19 protein-coding genes are annotated in these 18,952 nt (G+C 31.9%); 4 read left to right on the forward strand and 15 right to left on the reverse strand.

Going from position 1 to position 18,952, the window contains the following annotated elements:
* Positions 1-246 precede the first annotated feature (246 nt).
* Positions 247-2,850, reverse strand: coding sequence for an alkaline phosphatase D family protein (locus tag ACN0TY_RS10635; RefSeq protein ID WP_417444470.1), 2,604 nt, complete (start codon positions 2,848-2,850; stop codon positions 247-249).
* Positions 2,851-3,085: 235 nt separating this feature from the next.
* On the opposite strand from ACN0TY_RS10635, the gene agaR reads away from it, so the two are divergent.
* Positions 3,086-3,850, forward strand: a complete 765-nt coding sequence (agaR, locus tag ACN0TY_RS10640; protein WP_236959594.1) for a transcriptional repressor AgaR — start codon at positions 3,086-3,088, stop codon at positions 3,848-3,850.
* 148 nt (positions 3,851-3,998) lie between these two features.
* On the opposite strand, the gene ACN0TY_RS10645 is transcribed toward agaR, so the two are convergent.
* The 4 genes from ACN0TY_RS10645 to ACN0TY_RS10660 all read right to left on the reverse strand — a co-directional run bounded on the left by ACN0TY_RS10645 (position 3,999) and on the right by ACN0TY_RS10660 (position 7,633).
* Complete coding sequence (locus ACN0TY_RS10645; RefSeq protein WP_417444471.1) at positions 3,999-5,108, reverse strand: MBL fold metallo-hydrolase; 1,110 nt, start codon at positions 5,106-5,108, stop codon at positions 3,999-4,001.
* A 233-nt stretch (positions 5,109-5,341) separates the two neighbouring features.
* Entirely contained in the window at positions 5,342-5,821 is a 480-nt protein-coding gene (locus ACN0TY_RS10650) for a DUF4381 domain-containing protein (RefSeq protein WP_417444472.1), read from the reverse strand.
* Positions 5,822-6,032: 211 nt separating this feature from the next.
* On the reverse strand, positions 6,033-6,164 hold the full coding sequence (locus ACN0TY_RS10655) for a hypothetical protein (RefSeq protein WP_417444473.1): 132 nt from the start codon (positions 6,162-6,164) through the stop codon (positions 6,033-6,035).
* Between the two features lie 233 nt (positions 6,165-6,397).
* Positions 6,398-7,633, reverse strand: coding sequence for an ABC transporter permease (locus ACN0TY_RS10660; protein ID WP_417444474.1), 1,236 nt, complete (start codon positions 7,631-7,633; stop codon positions 6,398-6,400).
* 3 nt (positions 7,634-7,636) lie between these two features.
* Here ACN0TY_RS10660 and ACN0TY_RS10665 point away from each other — a divergent pair, with 3 nt between their 5' ends.
* Positions 7,637-8,869 (forward strand): exo-beta-N-acetylmuramidase NamZ domain-containing protein, encoded by a 1,233-nt coding sequence (locus ACN0TY_RS10665; RefSeq protein ID WP_417444475.1) that lies wholly within the window; start codon positions 7,637-7,639, stop codon positions 8,867-8,869.
* 50 nt (positions 8,870-8,919) lie between these two features.
* On the opposite strand, the gene ACN0TY_RS10670 is transcribed toward ACN0TY_RS10665, so the two are convergent.
* Positions 8,920-9,414, reverse strand: a complete 495-nt coding sequence (locus tag ACN0TY_RS10670; RefSeq protein ID WP_417444476.1) for a YkgJ family cysteine cluster protein — start codon at positions 9,412-9,414, stop codon at positions 8,920-8,922.
* 113 nt (positions 9,415-9,527) lie between these two features.
* Between ACN0TY_RS10670 and ACN0TY_RS10675 the strand changes: the two genes are divergently transcribed.
* Complete coding sequence (locus ACN0TY_RS10675) at positions 9,528-10,235, forward strand: class I SAM-dependent methyltransferase (protein ID WP_417444477.1); 708 nt, start codon at positions 9,528-9,530, stop codon at positions 10,233-10,235.
* A 39-nt stretch (positions 10,236-10,274) separates the two neighbouring features.
* On the opposite strand, the gene ACN0TY_RS10680 is transcribed toward ACN0TY_RS10675, so the two are convergent.
* Positions 10,275-10,907, reverse strand: a complete 633-nt coding sequence (locus tag ACN0TY_RS10680) for a 7-carboxy-7-deazaguanine synthase QueE (protein WP_417444478.1) — start codon at positions 10,905-10,907, stop codon at positions 10,275-10,277.
* 214 nt (positions 10,908-11,121) lie between these two features.
* On the opposite strand from ACN0TY_RS10680, the gene ACN0TY_RS10685 reads away from it, so the two are divergent.
* Complete coding sequence (locus ACN0TY_RS10685; protein WP_417444479.1) at positions 11,122-12,636, forward strand: helicase HerA-like domain-containing protein; 1,515 nt, start codon at positions 11,122-11,124, stop codon at positions 12,634-12,636.
* Between the two features lie 458 nt (positions 12,637-13,094).
* Here ACN0TY_RS10685 and ACN0TY_RS10690 read toward each other — a convergent pair whose 3' ends face one another.
* The 8 genes from ACN0TY_RS10690 to ACN0TY_RS10725 all read right to left on the reverse strand — a co-directional run bounded on the left by ACN0TY_RS10690 (position 13,095) and on the right by ACN0TY_RS10725 (position 18,691).
* On the reverse strand, positions 13,095-13,922 hold the full coding sequence (locus tag ACN0TY_RS10690) for a mechanosensitive ion channel family protein (protein ID WP_417444480.1): 828 nt from the start codon (positions 13,920-13,922) through the stop codon (positions 13,095-13,097).
* On the reverse strand, positions 13,915-14,091 hold the full coding sequence (locus tag ACN0TY_RS10695) for a hypothetical protein (RefSeq protein WP_417444481.1): 177 nt from the start codon (positions 14,089-14,091) through the stop codon (positions 13,915-13,917). Before ACN0TY_RS10695 ends, ACN0TY_RS10690 begins: the two co-directional genes overlap by 8 nt.
* Positions 14,092-14,093: 2 nt before the next feature.
* On the reverse strand, positions 14,094-14,666 hold the full coding sequence (locus ACN0TY_RS10700; RefSeq protein WP_417444482.1) for an RNA polymerase sigma factor: 573 nt from the start codon (positions 14,664-14,666) through the stop codon (positions 14,094-14,096).
* A gap of 94 nt (positions 14,667-14,760) precedes the next feature.
* A complete protein-coding gene (locus ACN0TY_RS10705; protein WP_417444483.1) occupies positions 14,761-15,246 on the reverse strand; it encodes an SRPBCC family protein in 486 nt (161 codons plus the stop codon).
* Entirely contained in the window at positions 15,236-15,934 is a 699-nt protein-coding gene (locus ACN0TY_RS10710; protein ID WP_417444484.1) for a lycopene cyclase domain-containing protein, read from the reverse strand. Before ACN0TY_RS10710 ends, ACN0TY_RS10705 begins: the two co-directional genes overlap by 11 nt.
* Positions 15,934-16,383, reverse strand: coding sequence for a sterol desaturase family protein (locus ACN0TY_RS10715; protein WP_236959610.1), 450 nt, complete (start codon positions 16,381-16,383; stop codon positions 15,934-15,936). Before ACN0TY_RS10715 ends, ACN0TY_RS10710 begins: the two co-directional genes overlap by 1 nt.
* Entirely contained in the window at positions 16,380-17,231 is an 852-nt protein-coding gene (locus tag ACN0TY_RS10720) for a phytoene/squalene synthase family protein (RefSeq protein ID WP_236959611.1), read from the reverse strand. The genes ACN0TY_RS10715 and ACN0TY_RS10720 overlap by 4 nt, the downstream gene beginning before the upstream one ends.
* Positions 17,228-18,691 carry a phytoene desaturase family protein gene (locus tag ACN0TY_RS10725; RefSeq protein ID WP_417444485.1) on the reverse strand — a complete coding sequence of 488 codons (1,464 nt, stop codon included), beginning with the start codon at positions 18,689-18,691 and terminating at the stop codon, positions 17,228-17,230. The genes ACN0TY_RS10720 and ACN0TY_RS10725 overlap by 4 nt, the downstream gene beginning before the upstream one ends.
* Positions 18,692-18,952 lie beyond the last annotated feature (261 nt).

Consider the following 18,952-nt stretch of genomic DNA (forward strand, 5'->3'; position numbering starts at 1 on the left):
ATTTATTCGACTTACGTTTCTATTAACATTTTAACGAGATTTACAGTTCATCACAATGTTCATATTTTCAAACCTTCAAATGCCTCATAATTAACATATAAACACAAAACGCTCACAAACCCTTATACAGCATAATTTCACTCTAACGCATAAAAAAACCAGCAAATTGCTTTACTGGTTTTCTTTGATAATAAATCAATATTAAATCACAATAAAATACTCTACTTTAATAATAGTAAACAGCTATTACACCTTAACAATCTCTTGATTAATCTTCTTTGCTTCAAAACTATATGAAGATTCTTTACTTGTGTTTTCAAATAAAAGTATAACTTCGTGATTCCCTTCATTAAATGTCTTTAATTGGAATGAAGTAGACTTAGGTCTTATTGCATAAACTAACTCTTTATCTTTATACAATTTAACTACAGGAACTTCATTTATAGTATCAATATTAAAAGTAGGTAAAAGAAACTCTTCTTTCTTAGTATAGTTATCCTCTTGAGTAATACCAAAAGGCCAACCATTATATTGCTGACTTCTGTCTTTTTTAATATCTGTATATCTAGGCCAACATTCTGTAGTAATCTCCCTCGTTGACTTATTAAAAGTTACCAATCCAAAACCAGTAGCTCTATCATGCAAAACAGCTGGCTCATGATGCGTTTGAAATGGGTTCCCTACTCCTAAAACAGTCATTTTATTACCAAAACCATCAATATGGTCTCCTATGTAAGCTGGATTTTGGAGTGTATGTTGAGAAGCATTCTTAACTGGAGGCCAAAACCTTCTTGGCCATATGTTATTTAAAGCTGGTCCTGCAAAAACATAACTACCATCACCGTGCTCCTCTACTCCATATTTTATAAAACTACCCAAATGCTGATCTCCAGCTATATGAAAAGCAAATCCTTTTCTGATAATTTCTACAGCCTTATCTCTTTTATTTGCAGGCCATCCATTAGAATCCATATCTGCCGTAAAATCGTCTCCTAAAACGTACTCCCCTCTATTAGGAATATTTAGTTTTGGAACAACTTCATCTGTTTTAGCTTCTTTAGGTAATGTAGCAACTGTAGCAAAGTTTGTTTGAGATAATACTACTTTCATCTGGATATCTCCTTTCCAATCTTCAACCCAAGACTCCAGAAAGTCTTCCTGACGTTTTCCTAATAATTCAGCATCTAAATCTCTGTGCTTTTTTATGTCGAAATTTTCATTTCTTATCCATCCATTCCAAATATCAGCTTCCTTTGGCAAAACATGCATCGGTGCAGATTTGAACTTTCTATCTTCAAGAATAGCAAAACTTAACCCTGCATATTTCCAATGCGTATAATAAACTCCAATCCCTCTTTTAACAGGTGTTGGGTCATATGGATCTGGCAAGTGACTCGTTTGTGTAAATTGAATCATATTAAGCCATTCTGGAGACATTTTATATCCTCCTGAATCTTGTGCTGAAGCTCCATACCCTTCACTAGTATCTGCTGCTTCTCCGCCTTCTCCCCAAACATTTCCATGATACACATCATGGTCATCTGGAATTATCGCACAAGGTTTATGTCTAAATAATTCTCTATATGACCAACCAAACAGCAACCATTTTCTTAAATATTCAATACAGAGCTCATCAAATTCACCTTCGAATTGAACTCCATAACCACCAGTACCTTCATAAAATTGATCTCCTAAAAACAGGATAATATCAGGATCTAGATAAGACACGTTATCGCATACATCTTGGTCTGGAAATCCATAATGAAAATTACAACTAAAAACTCCAGCCTTTATTTCCTCCTCATCTAATGGCTCTTTAGCTATGGTACCATCATAAAAATAATGATGCATTTCATTTTTTAATGGCAACTCCGCTAATAATCTATAAGGAACATCTTCTGTTTCTTCCCATTCTTTTATGACAAAATTTACAGCTCTCCCTGAGTTAGTATTCTCACGAGTTTCAATCGTTTGCCATTTCCCTTCTTTATATAGCTGAAGTGATACTTTATGATTTGGCACTTCTTCAAAAGGAGTTAATTGAGCTGTTAACTTCAATTTATTTGCATGCAGTGTATATTGAGCAAAACAAATTGGACCATATAATTGATCTTCTTTATGATTTAATCCTGAAGAGCTAATCTTCCATTCTGAAAATGCTGCTATTTTTTCATGAACTACTTTTTTAGAAGGTGCATGAGCAATCAATGAAAAGTTACCCGTAACAGCTTCCATCGAAACATTTACCTTCCTATTTGTAACATCCTCTCCATTTCCATCAACTAATGTTACTGCCAACTCATATGCACCATCTTTATAACGCGCCTTTAAGCTTAAACCAAATGAATTTGGAATAATACTTAGACCTGTATCATATAACTCCTTTCCTATTTTTAATTTCCCATTACCTGTAACTCCGATATCAGTTCCTTTTCCAAAAACGGATGCAGATCGATAATCATCAAACTTCCCTTTTACACCTATTGAGAAACCGACATACGCATCAGAATTACCTTTTATATTATCGTTTAAGACATCTATAGAAGCACTTACTTCAAAATTATCTTTGTTATCACTTTTTTGGATTGTAAGTAAATTTAAATTCCTATTTACACTAGAAACCTTACAAACAGCCTTCCCATCTTCAATTATCCAGTCTTGCATTCGGTTACCCCAGTATTCTGGCCCCACCCACTTCATATCATGCCAGTTATGCCAATTACTTTCAAAACTCACACGTTCTATATTTCCAAAAAAATCTAAAACTCCTCCATTAAATGGCCTGGCCATACCAATGGCTGGTAAAATAGTTCCTAATGAAAATGTTTTTAAGTAATTTCTTCTATTCATAACAAATTATATTAAATGAGGTTACTAATATAAAAAACATATTTCAAAAGAAACATAATGTAATATCAATATATTTCGATTTGTTTCTTTTATAACTAAACAGTTGACTCTAATGAAGATTATATGCCTCACTTGCTTATTTTTTAAAAAAATAAACTATAAAGAAATTAAGTTTTAATTCATACTGAATAAATATTTCCTATTTTTGATAAGAAGACATAATATTTTTAAAGCAGTGAAGAAAACAGCAGTTAGAAGATCTTTAATTCTAAAAGAATTAGATGAACACGGACAAGTTAGTGTAAACGACCTCAGTAAAGCCCTTGGCGTAAGTGAAGTTACCATTAGAAATGACCTTGATAGATTAGAAAAAAATAAACTATTGATTCGTGCCCATGGAGGCGCTTTCAAAACTAGTAATATCGCATTAACTGTTAGCGAAAAGAAAAAAATAAATCTTGATATTAAAAGACTCATCGGAAAAAAAGCTGTTAGCTTAATAGGTGACGATGAAAGTATCATTCTAGATTCTGGAACAACAACTTTCGAGATTTCAAACAATCTAGCAGAAGCTAATAATTTGACTGTTATTAGTAATGCTCTTGATATAGTTAATAACCTTTCTCAGTATAAAAACTTACAGGTTTTCATGCCTGGTGGTTATTTAAAAGAATTCTCTATGTCTTTGGTTGGACCTATGGCAGAGAGAAACTTAAGACAATTATATTGCAATAAATTATTTTTAGGAGTGGATGCAATTAAGCCAAGTCTTGGAGTATTTACGCATCACGTGGAAGAAGCCTACCTAAACCAAATAATGATAGACATTTCTGATGAAGTTATTGTGGTTGCAGATTCTTCTAAATTTAAAAGAAGTGGCCTGGCATTTATCTCTAATTTTGATAAAATTAATAAGATTATAACTGATTCTAATATCAGTGAAAACCATCTTCGTGAATTAGAAAATCACAATGTTGAAGTTATTTTAGCTGATAAATAGCTATTTAACTAAATCACTTCCCTTATACAAATATTAGTATTCTCAATATTATTATGTAATAGAATATTTTAAAAATATAAAAGGCAGATTCTGTATATTAAATACAAATCTGCCTTTATTATATTGTATTTTCAATTATCAAGGGACTTTAGTTATCTCTCCACCAAAAGGAATCTTTCACTTCTTCATCAGAAATATAAATTGGTGCTCCAATTTCTGGAACTCTAATTTTAAGATCTAATTCCTCCGCTTTTTTAACCATACGTTCTACAGGATCCCTCCAATCGTGTAAAGCTAATTTAAAAGCACCCCAATGTATTGGCATAGCTATTTTGGTGTTTACATCTAATCCTGCTTGCACGGTTTCCTCAGGAAACATATGTATATCTGGCCACATCTCATTATACTGACCACACTCTAACATAGCAAAGTCAAACGGTCCGTATTTCTCTCCTATCTTTTTAAAATGATCTCCATAACCGCTATCACCACTAAAGAAAATATTAGTCTCGTTATTCTTAATAACCCAAGAACTCCATAGCGTACTTTGACCATCTGTAACCTTTCTTCCTGAAAAATGCTGAGCAGGAGTACAGACAAAATTTAAATCTTCGTAAACAACTTCATCCCACCAATCCAACTCCTTAATACGATCCTTATCAACTCCCCATGCCTCTAAATGAGCTCCAACTCCAAGTGGAACATAAAACATTTTTACCTTATCTTTTAATAATTTTATCGATCCATAATCAAGATGATCATAATGATCATGAGAAATCAAAACAACATCTATTTGTGGAATCTTTTCAATTTCAATAGGCAACTGACTATTAAACCTCTTATCTCCTAACCAAGAATATGGCGCCGCAACTTCCCCAAACATCGGGTCTATCAAAATAGAGTGTTTCTTCGTTTGCAGTAAAAACGCAGAATGTCCAAACCAAAATAAACGAGAACTCCCTTTATAATCAGCTACATCAATAGAATCGATTTTTTCATACGCTAACGCCTTCTCTGGTCTTCCATTTGAAACTTTAGTGAATAAAAACTTTCTTGCTATATTCAATGTTCCGAAAAAACCATTACTCTTAGGAACATCTTTCTTATTCACAAATTTACCTTTTCTATAATTCTCAGACACACTATAAGCATCTTGTCTTTCTTTTGATATATTTCCGCCAAAATCTGGAGTGAAATGAACCATCAGCATGTAAATAACTACTATCGCAGCTATAAAAGCTACTACACCTATAATCATTCGCTTTAAAAATTTAAAAATAGATTTCAATACAACCTTACATATTAATTCAATCCTCTTAATGAGGAAGGGTAGCGAAATTAATCTATCCCATAATAAAAAACAATATTATTATGCTAGTACTACATGTTTAATTACACAGTAGATAACTTATTTTTTGTGAAGACTATAACCTAGATTTAGACAATAATCAGAGATTTATAAAGTAAGTTAAAGAAGAATAGATTTAATTTTTAGACATGTGTTTTTATCCATTTTTTTGAATTCATTAAAATCTGCTGTCTAACATGAGCATCTAATTTTTCATTTCTTTGAACAGAGTTCTGAATTTCACTTTCAAAAGAAATAAAAACCACTCCCTTTCCAGTTTTTTCTAAAAACTCTAACCATGGCTTTCCATATAAGCTACCTACTTCTTCTCTGCCAAAAGATTGCAATGCTACCATTTTCAATATAATTAAGACTTCACTAGCAGAAGTCGCTTCAGATAATTTCTGAATCGCATCTCTACGGTATGAATTTCTGAGATATCTTTTAAATTGAAAATAGAAAAGAATTAGTATCAATAATAAAACTGTTACACCCAATGCTCTCCCCCCCATTGTATCAAAAATAAAAGATACAGGCTTAGCATCATAAACTTCCTGTGCTTGAATATTTTTAAAAGTTTCAGGAATGGAATCTTGAATACTTGTTTTAGGGTATATAATCATTGCTTAGCGTTCAATTTTGTCAAATAAACTATTATTATCTGAAACAATAAAAGGAAGCAAATCTAAAGTAAACTGGATTTTGCACAAACAAGAATTTGATTTTTTTAATAAATAAAAATGCAGTATATAGCCCCAGATTAAACCATAAAAATTTAGAGCATTTGTAGAAAACACCCTAAATCTCTTTTCTAAAAAAGCTAAGCAGCTTTTCTTATCCTAAAATACCGACAAAACTAAATATTACCGATATAAGCACCCATGAGAGCACAGCTATCAATATAAAAACAATTGCCTTTAATGCGTAAATAAGGATTGTAGATTCTTTGTGTAAAGATTGTCCCATAATTATAATTTTAAAGATTACTACTAAAAATTGATTTGGGACATCGTACTCTTATAAATTTACGAAATTTTAAAATAAAAACAGCCTATTTTACTAAAAATCAGATAAATAAAATCATTACGCAATATAAATTAATGTATAGCATATCTAAAAACATACTCCTCTTAAAAAGAAAGCAATAGAAAATGGCAATAAGAAATAAACTTAAGAGTTTTTATTTCTCTTGAAGGAATCTATTCGAACTTAATAGACTTTGCCGGAGATATTTTTGTAATAATATAAGACGGAATTAGCAACATCAAAACACACAAAATCAAAACTCCTACATTCAATATAATAACATGAATTGGATTGATATAAACAGGAACTTTAGAAACATGATATGTAGATGCATCTAATGAGATTAATCCAAATTTCTCTTGAATTAATAGCACTCCTAATCCTATAAGATTTCCCCAAAATAATCCTATTACGATAAGATATGTAGCGTTGTAGAGAAAGATCTTACGTACGCTCCAATTATTACTCCCTAATGCTTTTAGGAGTCCTATCATTTGGGTACGCTCTAAAATAAGAACTAATAATGCCGTAATCATATTAATTCCACCTACGATTATCATGATTCCGATAATAATAGCAATATTAAAATCGAACAATGCTAACCATTCAAAAATAGTATAATACTTTTCTTTAATAGTTTGAGAATCGAGTGTAGAGAGGGTTACTCCATATACTTCTCGCCCCTTTTGGTCTATCTGATCAAAATCGTCAATAAAAACCTCAAAAGCACCAATCTCATCATCCTTCCATTTATTCATCCGTTGGATATGTCTGAGATCAACAAAAATATAATTAGAATCAAAATCTTGGAACCCACTATCATAAATCCCTACAATTTTAAACTTCACTTGGCTTGGGATATCACTCACCTCATCCTTCAGAAAAAAGGACCAAAATTCTGTTCCTACTTTAAATTGTAAACGGTTTGCTAAATATCTAGAGATTAGAATCTCTTCATTTCGCTTTTTAGAATAATCAGGTAAACGACCTTCAACTAAAAAATCTTTAAAAGGCTCCCAGTTATAATCAACCCCTACTCCTTTTGCTATAATTCCTTCAAAAGTATTCTCCGTACGGATAATCCCCCCCTTAGTTGCAACAGCTTGCACATGGTTAATTCCTGCTATATCTTTAAATTCTGGATAGAAATCTTGATGTATAGAAATCGGATTTACAGAAACATCAGAAGTATTATTATCATAATTATAGATCTGAATATGCCCATTAAAAGCAGCTATTTTTTCTCTTATCTTTCGCTGTAACCCTACTCCAGTAGCTATAGCAATGAGCATCATTATCACTCCCAATGCTACTGCAGTGATTGCGATTTTTATTATTGGTGCCGATATACTACTTTTATGCTCTTTACCTTTAATAAGGCGCTTGGCAATAAAATATTCTAAATTCAAACTATGAGATACTTTATAAGTTTCAAAAATACATTTTTATTATTGTTTTTTTTAGTGATTTCCTGTGCGAATGGTCATCAAGAAAAAAAAGAGGCTGTAAATATAGATAAGACCCCAACTAAGGAAGCTAAAATTATAGTGGGAGCAAATAGAACAGACCAATATTTACCACTATTAAAAAACATGAAAGTAGGTATTGTTGCCAATCAAACCTCTGTTATTTTTAAAGATGATGGCACATACACTCATTTAATAGATTCTTTATCGAATTTAAATATTGAAATTAAAAAGATATTTTCTCCTGAACATGGATTCCGTGGTAAAGCTGATGCGGGAGAATTAATAGAGGGTAATAAAGACGCTAAAACAGGTTTAGAAGTGGTTTCTCTATACGGAAAGCATAAAAAACCAGCTGCTACCCAACTTAAAGACCTTGATGTTTTGGTTTTCGACATTCAAGATGTTGGTGTCCGTTTTTATACCTATACCTCAACACTTCATTTAGTGATGGAAGCCTGTGCTGAGAATAATATTCCGTTAATTATTCTAGACAGACCAAACCCCAATGCAAGTTATGTAGATGGCCCTACCTTAGAAGTAGAGCATGCTAGTTTCCTTGGAAAAGTGCCAATTCCACTTGTTTATGGGTTAACTATCGGTGAGTATGGAAAAATGCTTAATGGAGAGAAGTGGCTAGCGAACAAAGTTCAATGTGATATAACGGTTATTCCTGTAAAAAATTACGATCATAATTCTAGTTATCATCTCGCAATTCGCCCTTCTCCGAATTTACCAAACGATCAATCTATATTGTTATATCCAAGCTTAGGCCTTTTTGAAGGAACAAATATTAATGCTGGTCGTGGTACCGAATTTCAGTTTCAACGTTATGGTGCTCCGTGGCTAGATAAAAATGTTCTTACTTTTGAATATACTCCGAAACCCAACTTCGGGTCTAAAGCTCCAAAACATGATGGTGTTGTTTGTTATGGTGAAGACCTGTCTGAAGTTACTCCTCCAAAAGAGGTTTCTATGGAATGGGTTATAAAAGCATACCAAAACAGTAACGATAAGTCTAAATTCTTTAAAACTGCTGGCTTCACACTCCATGCAGGAAATGAAACACTTCAAAAACAAATCGAAGCAGGAAAAAGTAATGATGAAATAATAGCTTCTTGGAAAACCGATTTAGAGAGCTTCAAGAAAATCAGAAAAAAATATATGATTTACGATTGATTGAATACAAGATTTATTTTTGAATTATACATTTCAAAATTATTTGTTTGCTACTTTGGCAAACGTGATTTCATAGCCTCTACAATGTTATAAACAGCAGGGCATATTGAAGTATTTTTGATAGTCAGATTACTTATTTGTTGAAATTTCTTCCTATCGGTATGTGGGTATTCCCTACAAGCTTTAGGGCGCACATCATAAATTAAACAATAATTATCAGCTCCTAAAAAAGTACACGGAACTTCTTGCAAAACGTAATCGTTATCCTCATCGATTCTTAAATAGGAATCTATAAACTGCTGTGGTTTTTGCTTAAAATGTTTAGAAATACGCTCAATATCTGCATTAGTAAATAATGGTCCGGTAGTTTTGCAGCAATTTGCACATGCTAAACAGTCTGTTTTTTCAAACTCAGCATCATGTAGGTCTTGCATTACATAGTCTAGATCTTTTGGCGGCTTCTTTTTAAGCTTCGCGAAATACTTCTTGTTTTCACTTTGCTTATCTTTTGCCAGTTGCGGTAATTGTCTTAAAAACTCATCCATAAAATCTAGATTCTTTTCAGAAGCAAAAATACAAAAACATCTTTTATTAGTCTTTCTATTACACTACACTATCCATTAACTTACTACCTTTGTAAAAGCTATATAAGTTACAAATGAAAGATCTCTTCGGAAAAGCAATACTCGATTATTATCACGAAAATCTATCGGAAGATATATTAACAGAAACTTCCATCTCTGATGAGGACATTCTTCCTATCTCTTATTTATTTAGAAGTTATAAAGACATGCCCCCTTTAGAAAGAGAAGCTTTAAAGAAAAGTTTTGGAAACGTGCTAGATATAGGCTGTGGTGCAGGAAGCCATTCACTATACTTACAAGAAATAAAAAAGCTTTCTGTGACTGCTATAGATATTTCTGAAGGCGCTATTAAAATCGCTAAAGAAAGAGGTGTCAAAAATGTTATCCAAAAGGATATTTTTCAACTAAAAGAAAAGAAATACGATACTATTTTGATGCTGATGAATGGAACTGGAATTTTTGGAACTTATAAAAGTGTTCCAGAAAAGCTAAAACATTTAAAAAGTTTACTTTCTGAAAAAGGACAAATTCTAATCGATTCTTCTGATATTATCTATATGTTCGATGAAGATGAAGATGGTGGGAAATGGGTGCCAATGGACAACGATTACTATGGCGAACTCACCTATACTCTTAAATATAAAGGTGAAACAGAAACTACTACTTGGCTCTATTTAGACTTTAGCACCTTATCCCTTTTCTGTGAAATGGTAGGCCTAAAATGCGAGCAAATAGCTGCAGGTGATAACTACGACTACTTAGCAAAAATCACAATCGCATAAAAAATATCTTAAAAAATAAAAAGAGATACTACGCGCCCTTTATGGAATGTTTAGGTATTTATGAGTCTGTAGAGATACTTTCCATTTAGGATTTTTCATTACATACTCTACAATTTCAGGAATAATGGTATCACGCTTACTCCATTCTGGTTGCAGGTATAAAATGCAATCTTTATTAACTTTTGCTGCTTGCTCTTCAGCAAACTTAAAGTCATTTTTATTATAAACAATACACTTCAACTCATGTGCTTTCTCATACACTTCAGCTGTTGGCAGTTTCAACTTTTTTGGAGATAAACAAATCCAATCCCAAGTACCAGTTAGCTCATAAGCCCCAGAAGTTTCTATGTGGATTTTCAATCCCTTCTCTTTCAACTTAGAGGTAATATAGGTCATATCCCAAGTTAGAGGTTCCCCTCCAGTAATTACAATTGTATCAGAATATTTAGCAGCATTCTCAACAATGGTTTCCACAGCAGTCGGGGGATGCGTATCTGCATTCCAACTTTCTTTCACATCACACCAATGGCAACCTACATCACAACCTCCTATTCTTATAAAATAAGCTGCTGTTCCTTTATGAAATCCCTCTCCTTGTATCGTGTAAAACTCCTCCATTAATGGAAGCATTTCTCCTGCATTTACCTTCGCTAAAATTGCTTCTTTTGTCATGCTGCAAAGATACGGTTTCCTTTTATATTTTTTAAGCTCCTTAGTTATGAAGTTATATTGTTTCTCATTTTAGAAAAAAATAGCTTATCCTACTAAATAATCATTCGTTACAGAAATTAACTTTTCATACAATCATACATAAGTAAGTTATTAGAAAATATCCCTTTCAACTTAATAAAGTTTAGACTATTTTAGTAGCAAAGAATTTAAGTTTATGAGCAATAAAGAAGCTTTTTTTAAGCATATAACAGAAGGAAATACTACCAAAGGAGATTATATTAATATGGGAGCCGCAATGTTAGATGGCGAACCGATACAAGAAGCCTATGTAAAAATCCCTCTTAAAACTTTAAATCGTCATGGACTTATTGCCGGAGCCACAGGGACTGGAAAAACTAAAACCCTTCAGATTCTAGCAGAAAACCTGTCTGAAAAAGGAATTCCTGTTTTATTAATGGACTTAAAAGGGGATTTGAGCGGACTAGCACAACCTGGTGACAAGAATGCTAAAATTGACGAGCGTCATGCTAAAATTGGTTTTCCGTATCAAGCTAAAAAATTCCCAATTGATATTCTTACACTCTCAGAGCAAAAAGGTGTGAAACTAAGGGCTACTGTTTCAGAGTTTGGACCTATTTTATTGTCGCGAATTTTAGATCTTACCGATACACAGCAAGGAATTGTAGCTGTACTTTTTAAATATTGCGATGATAATAAATTACCACTCCTAGACTTAAAAGATTTCAAAAAAATATTACAATATGCTACTTCTGAAGGCAAAGAAGAATTTAAGGAATCTTACGGAAGAATTTCAACTTCTTCTACGGGAGCTATCTTAAGAAAGATTATAGAACTAGAACAGCAAGGAGCCGATTTATTTTTTGGAGAAAAATCTTTTGATGTTGACGATTTGGTTCGAATTGATGAAAACGGACAAGGTTTTATAAATATCATTAGACTAACAGATATTCAAGACAAGCCTAAGCTCTTTTCTACCTTTATGCTAAGCTTGCTAGCAGAAGTATATTCTACTTTCCCTGAACAAGGAGATAGCGACAGACCAGAATTAGTCATTTTTATAGATGAAGCTCACCTAATATTTAACGAAGCTTCCTCTGCTCTAACAAATCAAATAGAGAGCATTGTAAAATTGATTCGTTCAAAAGGAATTGGTCTTTATTTTGTTACTCAAAATCCAACCGATGTACCGGATGCTGTATTATCTCAGCTAGGTCTTAAGATACAACATGCATTACGTGCTTTTACTGCTAAAGACAGAAAAGCTATAAAGTTAACTGCCGAGAACTATCCTATTTCTGAATTTTATAATACTGCGGAAGTGCTTACATCGTTAGGGATTGGAGAAGCTTTAATCTCTGCTTTAGATGAAAAAGGACGACCTACTCCACTTTCTGCAACCATGCTTAGAGCACCCATGAGTAGAATGGACATACTTACTGACTCAGAAATAGAAGATGTCTTGAACAATTCTAAACTCATTAATAAATACAATGAAGTAATTGATAGAGATAGCGCTTACGAGATTCTAAATCGTAAAATAGAAAAGTCTCAAACAGAAGAAGCCCAAGAAAAAGCAAAGGAGGCTCAAAAAAAGGTTTCTAAAAGTACTACTAGAAAAAGTAGCGCTATGAACCCTATTCTTAAAGTACTTACTAGTGCTAATTTTATTAGAGGTGTTATGGGTATTTTAAACAAAGCGATGCGATAGTAAACACTATAATTATAGCTTTTGAATAGCTACAATAATAATATTATGGTATGCTAAATATAGTACATAAAAAAACGGGACTTAATAAATTAAGCCCCGTTTCAATTTTTTAGAAAAATGTGGTTTCAATACACTTCCCCAAAGTGCAACATCTTATTAAAAATCTTTCTTTACCACTGCATTTTTCAATTTCATATAGCTCTCTTTAGACTTTTTATAGTCATACCAACTAATTAAACCCAATAAAATTAAACCTGGCAAAAATAAAAGCTGAATAAGTAAAAAAAACATTTCCATAAATGATGTCTATTAATTGTGTGTTATCCTAAAAAAGTTCCCTCAAACTTCTCTTGTATTAATTTAGACACATCATTTTCTAATAGGTCACATCTTTTTTTATATTTTTTTAAAACTATTTAATAAAAACGAATCTAATAAACTGATAAACATAGGTTTAATTAGTCTAAAATTTCTATTTTTTTATTTACAATTAATTTTATTGGCACCACTATCTTCTTATTATCATCACTTTTTATTACCATAGATATATTATTTATAGAAAGGACTACGCCCTCTACATCATCAAACCTAATACGTTTACCTATGGCAAAATTCTTTCTAGAATAAAAACCTAATAACAATCTAAAAATCACCTCTCGAGAACCGAGTCCTAATGCTATTGCAAAGGCTGCTAAAAATGCACCTATAATTAGGAAAAAGTTTTTAGTGATTATTTCTGTATCTACTCCTGCTTGATTTAAAGCCATTACAGATACCACTACAAAAACTAAATAAAAAACAATCATACTTATTGCCTTTGATCCGTTCATGTCGAAAGCTTTCAATCCAGATTGGATTGTCTTTCTCAGAAGAATGGCACCATAAATTCCCACAAAGAATATCAATACAGCACTGAATATCTTTGGAAGGTATTCAACTAATTTCCCTACTTCATTAGAAACAATGGTAAGTCCTAATATATCTGAACCTACAATAATTAAAATCAATATTAAAAACCATTTTATAAAGGCTAAAATTATCTTTGTTGGCTTTATTTTGATGCTAGAACCGAATAAAGGATTTTTATCATTTGCATTTTCAAAAAGAGAATCTATTTTAGTAAACTTAAGAGATTTCTTTACTATAAATAATATAAACTTCAGCAAAAGCCAGCTTATAACTATATAAAAAATAGTTCCTAAAATAATTGGCAACACATCTACAAAGTCACTATATAGGTTGCTTAGTATTTCAAAATTTAGGTTTGCTTGTATAATTTTATTCATCTTTATCTTTTAAATTTAAAATGTCAGTCAATGTATCTGGATACTTTATCATAAATAGATCTGCAATATCTAGCGATAATTTAATTATATCAACATCTTCCATTACCTTCCCTTTTACAGATTCTGGTAATTTCTCGTTGTTTATTATTTTTTTGAAAGGATTATCCATTACTACAGGTTGTTATATATTTCAATTAAACGTCCTTTAGCTCTATTCAATCGCATTTTAACTGCGCTGGCACCTATCTCTAATAAATCTTGAATATCTTTAATCGACAAATCATCTTGATAACGCATCAACAAGATCATTTTATCATTTGGCTCCATCTCTTTAAGGGCCAGATTTAGGTTGTCAGACTTCATTTGATAAATGTTTTGGTCATCAATTTCTTCATAATTTTCGGTATTGGTTGGTATTTCATCAGTTAAAATGAATTTTTCATTCCTCTTATTCATATTACGTTGCACATAATTAACACAGAAATTATAGGTAAAAGAATATAACCATGTAGAAAACTTAGCATTTCCTTTATAGGTTTTAAGCTTTAAAAATAAATGAATAAATATATCGTGAGTTAGATCCTGTGCCTCCTCTGAAGCATGTGTAAAACTGAGGCATTTGTTATATACAACATGTGAATACCTATCGTATAAAATGGCAAATAAATGCGTGTTATTTGTAGCTACAATCTTAGCTACGAGCGTCTCATCATCTATATTATCGTCTACTTGTGATCGATCCAAAATAATATATCGTTTAAGCTCATAGTTGGGTTTTACTCATTTAGACACAAAAACTAGAAAATGGTCACATTTTTATTTACAAATCAACGTGTATTCATTTTCTAAAAATAGCATCTGTAGCTGTTTCCCTAAAGTTAAAAATTTTTTTAATACGATTTCCTATTATTTTACCGGCTACTAATCTTCCTAAAAACCCTAATGGCAATTTATAAGACACAATATCATTCATTGCTGTTTTTCCGTCGGGAGTACTTTTAAAATGATGTTCATGATGCCACATAACATATGGACCAAAACGTTGCTCGTCTATAAAAATCTTCTGATTTTCAACGTGTGTTATTTCCGTAACCCAGTTTGAGCGAACAAAAGGAAGGATTTTAATAGAATAAGTAATTATCTGCCCTGCATACGCTTCTTCAGATGGTGAAGAAGTTATCTTAAAATCCATATCCTTTGGAGTAAGTTCATTTAAGTTTTTAGGCTTTGAAAAATAATCCCAAACTGTTTCGATTTCTGAATTTAAAATTTGAGAAGTTTTCAATTGATAAATTCCAGACTGATATGTAAGCTTAAGACTCATTGTTAGTTCTTTTAAAATATTCAAACAATAAAACACTTCCGTAGAGCAGAGAAAAACAATAAAAGAAATCCTCGACAGGAATAGTACCAACTCTAATTCCTAAATTCTCCATATCGTTATAATACACAATTGGCTCATCTGTAAAAGATCCTGTAAGCCATGAATTAACAATATAAAAAGGAATTAGAATTATTAAAAAAGACAGTAGATATCTTCTTAAAACACTGTAATTTCTTATAATTTGAAGGAACATTAACAAGCTAAACAGTCCAAAGCTACATAGCGTATAAATCTTATTGTAATTTGTAATGGCTACAGAAACTGCAACTAAAAATAGTAATGCGCTTATATATTTAACTGTTTTAGCGCCTAGTCTCGGTGAAGGAAAAAAGTACAGTAATGAATAGTGAATAAAATTACTTGCGTATGGAATTAATAAAAAGAAAAGCCACTCTTCTATTGGGAGGTGAAAAATATCTATTCCTACTAAATAACGATCGTTAAAACCCCAAACATCCTCAATAGTGAAGTAAATATCCCAGCCTACAAAGAAGACTCCTACAAGAATAATAGCTGCAAAATAAGGCTTCCAATATTGAATAAAATGAAGGCGTTTACGCTCAAAACTATAAAGAAAAGGTATTAAGAAACTAAAAACATCCAATAATAAATAAAGATACTTTTCCACTACATTTTAAAATATTTCTTAGGGACAAAAAGCATTCCGAAGCATTCTCCATCTTCTTTCCCCAAATGTTTATGATGTATTTTGTGCGCCTTTCTCAACCCTTTTAAATACTTATTATTTGTTCTTTTAAACCATTTAAAACGCTGGTGTATTAGCACATCATGGACCAAGAAATAGGCTATTCCGTAGAAGAGAATTCCAAGACCTATAAAAAATAGTATATTAATCCCATCCATTGTTCCAAAGTAAAACAACGCTATACAGGGGATTGCAAAAATCACAAAAAAGAAATCGTTTCTCTCAAAAGTATGAGGATACCCAGGTTGGTGATGATCATCATGAAAATACCACATAAAGCCATGCATTACATATTTATGTGTAAGCCATGTTACCCCTTCCATCAGGCAAAAAACAAGTATCGTTACTAATGGATAAATTATGAAATTCATATCTGTATTTTTAAGCTTTTCTGAATATAAATTCTAGAAAATAACATTACTTTTTCAAAATTATTCACTCGGATTCTCTTTTTAAATAGTAATTCCGAGTCAGTTTTTTTGATCTTCTTAAAGAGACTAGTATAATAAAGATACGCAAGATAGACTGCAAAACGTGAAGACAGCGGGAGTTTTTTTATCCCCTTCATAGCTTCATGAAAATCTTTTTTAATATCTTCTTCTATCTTAATTTTATCTTCTAAAGTAAAGCAATTAAAATCCACATTTGGAAAGTAAGTACGATTTAATTGATGAAAATCTGCACTAATATCTCTCAAGAAATTCACTTTTTGTAAAGCAGCACCAAAACTTTGAGCATATGGTTTTAAAGCTTCATATTCCTTTTCATTTCCTTTAAGAAAAACATTTAAACACATTAAACCAACAACCTCAGCAGATCCATATATATAATTTTTATATTCTTCTGAGTTTAAATCTTTCATCTCCCCTAAATCCATATACATAGATTCTATAAATGCATCAACTAAGTGCTGCGGAATATTATACTCCTTTTGAGTCCTGCAAAAAGCTTGAAGAATAGGATTCAATGAAATCCCCTGATTGTAGGCTAAATGATAATCTTCTACAAATCTGTCTAATAAAATTTTACGATCATGCTCATAGAAAGTATCTACAATCTCATCTGCAAAACGTACAAAACCATAGATATTATATATGTTTTCGCGAATTTCTGGAGTCAAATAAATTATAGACCTCGAGAAAGATGTACTGTACTTTTTTGTCACCATTTTACTGGTTTCAGCACATACATTTTGATATAGCTTGTAGTTGGTTGTCATAGGTTTTGTTTTAAAATATAATCACTAACAATTTTTCCAGAAATAAGAGCTGGAGGGACTCCCGGCCCAGGAACGGTTAATTGTCCTGTGTAAAATAGGTTGTTTACTTTTTTATTTCTTATTCCAGGTCTCAATATAGACGTTTGTAATAGTGTATTTGCGAGTCCGTAAGCATTCCCTTTACAGGAATGATACCTAGTTTTAAAATCATTAACTCCAAAAGATTTCTTAAATACGATTCTATCTTTTAAAGTTACACCTGTACACTTTTCTATGCGTTTCATTATTAAATCAAAATAACGATCGTGCATCTGCTCATTGTCATCTATATCAACAGCTACTGGAATAAGAAAAAATGCTGTCGACATTCCTTTTGGTGCTAGGGATTTATCCGTTTTAGATGGAAAGTTAGCATAAAAAAGCGGAGCTCCTGGCAAGCACTTTTTATCATAAATTTCTTCGGCATGCAGTTTAAAATCAGTATCGAAAAATAAATTATGATGCTCTAATTCTTCAGCATCTCCCGTAAATCCTACATAATACAAAAAAGCAGAAGGAGCAAAAGTTTTCTTATCCCAATATTCCTCCTTGAAGTTGCGTAATTCTGAAGATAACAGCGTTTCTGTATGTGCATAATCTGCACCAGAAACAACTATATCCACATTATAATCTTTAAGATTCGTTTTAACTGATTTTACATTACCATTCTCAGCTTTAATCGCTATTACCTCTTCATTAACCCGATAATTTACTCCAAGAGACTTTCCTAAGCTTACCATTCCTTTCACGATTTCATTCATTCCTCCTTCAGGATACCATGTGCCCCCTCCAAAATCTGCATAATTCATAAAGTTATAGAAAGCAGGAGTTTTTTCTGGCTTAGCTCCTAAAAAGAGTACAGGAAATTCAAGTATACTTTGTAGTTTTTTATTCTTAGTAATTTTTTTTACTTCTGAAGAGATGTTAGTAACAAAAAGATTCAGCCGAGAAACAGTCTCTGAAGTAACAAGTTCCAAAATAGAAATCCCTGGTTTGTAGACTAATTCCTGCATAGCCACATCATAATTCTTCTTAGCCTCTTTTATAAACTTTTCTAATTTCTTACCACTTCCTGGATCTGTCTCTTCAAATGTATTTATAATAGTATCAAGTTTATCTGCAATAGTTACAAAATCATTCTCTCCGAAATAAACATTGTATGCAGGAGATAACTTTTTCAATTGATAATAATCAGAAACTTCCTTATCAAAGTCATTAAAAAAACGCTCGAAAATATCTGGCATCCAATACCAAGAAGGTCCCATATCAAACTTAAAACCATCTTCTTCCAAAACAGAAGCCCTTCCCCCTATTTGCTCATTTTTTTCTAATACAGTTACATTCTTGCCTGACTTTTGTAAATAACATGCAGCTGCTAATGAGGAAAATCCTGAACCTATAATTATTACATTATTCCCCATACCAATCAAAGTAGATTTTATAATTCGTTCTAAACTTTAGCAAATCTAATAATTTTGTTTAATTATATAATCATAAAGTTAAACAAAAAATATCAGACATTCCTAATCTCTACTAAATAACCATGAATTATTCGAGAGATCACTGAATTAAGCTTGTTAATAATCCATTAATTAAATTAACACTCCTCATAAATTTATGAAAAAAGGGAATCGCTTCTATTCATTTAACCATAAAAAGACTACAATTACGTATAATAATAC

The sequence above is a fragment of the Joostella sp. genome (assembly GCF_048266025.1).
GTDB classification, from domain to species: Bacteria; Bacteroidota; Bacteroidia; order Flavobacteriales; family Flavobacteriaceae; genus Galbibacter; species Galbibacter atrarenae.

Coding starts and splice junctions, on each gene's coding strand:
- ACN0TY_RS10635 (WP_417444470.1), bottom strand. CDS start 2,850: ATGAATAGAAGAAATTACTTAAAAACATTTTCATTAGGAACTATTTTA.
- ACN0TY_RS10645 (WP_417444471.1), bottom strand. CDS start 5,108: ATGATTATAGGTGTAGTAGCTTTTATAGCTGCGATAGTAGTTATTTAC.
- ACN0TY_RS10650 (WP_417444472.1), bottom strand. CDS start 5,821: ATGATTATATACCCTAAAACAAGTATTCAAGATTCCATTCCTGAAACT.
- ACN0TY_RS10655 (WP_417444473.1), bottom strand. CDS start 6,164: ATGGGACAATCTTTACACAAAGAATCTACAATCCTTATTTACGCATTA.
- ACN0TY_RS10665 (WP_417444475.1), top strand. CDS start 7,637: ATGAGATACTTTATAAGTTTCAAAAATACATTTTTATTATTGTTTTTT.
- ACN0TY_RS10670 (WP_417444476.1), bottom strand. CDS start 9,414: ATGGATGAGTTTTTAAGACAATTACCGCAACTGGCAAAAGATAAGCAA.
- ACN0TY_RS10675 (WP_417444477.1), top strand. CDS start 9,528: ATGAAAGATCTCTTCGGAAAAGCAATACTCGATTATTATCACGAAAAT.
- ACN0TY_RS10680 (WP_417444478.1), bottom strand. CDS start 10,907: ATGACAAAAGAAGCAATTTTAGCGAAGGTAAATGCAGGAGAAATGCTT.
- ACN0TY_RS10685 (WP_417444479.1), top strand. CDS start 11,122: ATGAGCAATAAAGAAGCTTTTTTTAAGCATATAACAGAAGGAAATACT.
- ACN0TY_RS10690 (WP_417444480.1), bottom strand. CDS start 13,922: ATGAATAAAATTATACAAGCAAACCTAAATTTTGAAATACTAAGCAAC.
- ACN0TY_RS10695 (WP_417444481.1), bottom strand. CDS start 14,091: ATGGATAATCCTTTCAAAAAAATAATAAACAACGAGAAATTACCAGAA.
- ACN0TY_RS10705 (WP_417444483.1), bottom strand. CDS start 15,246: ATGAGTCTTAAGCTTACATATCAGTCTGGAATTTATCAATTGAAAACT.
- ACN0TY_RS10715 (WP_236959610.1), bottom strand. CDS start 16,383: ATGAATTTCATAATTTATCCATTAGTAACGATACTTGTTTTTTGCCTG.
- ACN0TY_RS10720 (WP_236959611.1), bottom strand. CDS start 17,231: ATGACAACCAACTACAAGCTATATCAAAATGTATGTGCTGAAACCAGT.
- ACN0TY_RS10725 (WP_417444485.1), bottom strand. CDS start 18,691: ATGGGGAATAATGTAATAATTATAGGTTCAGGATTTTCCTCATTAGCA.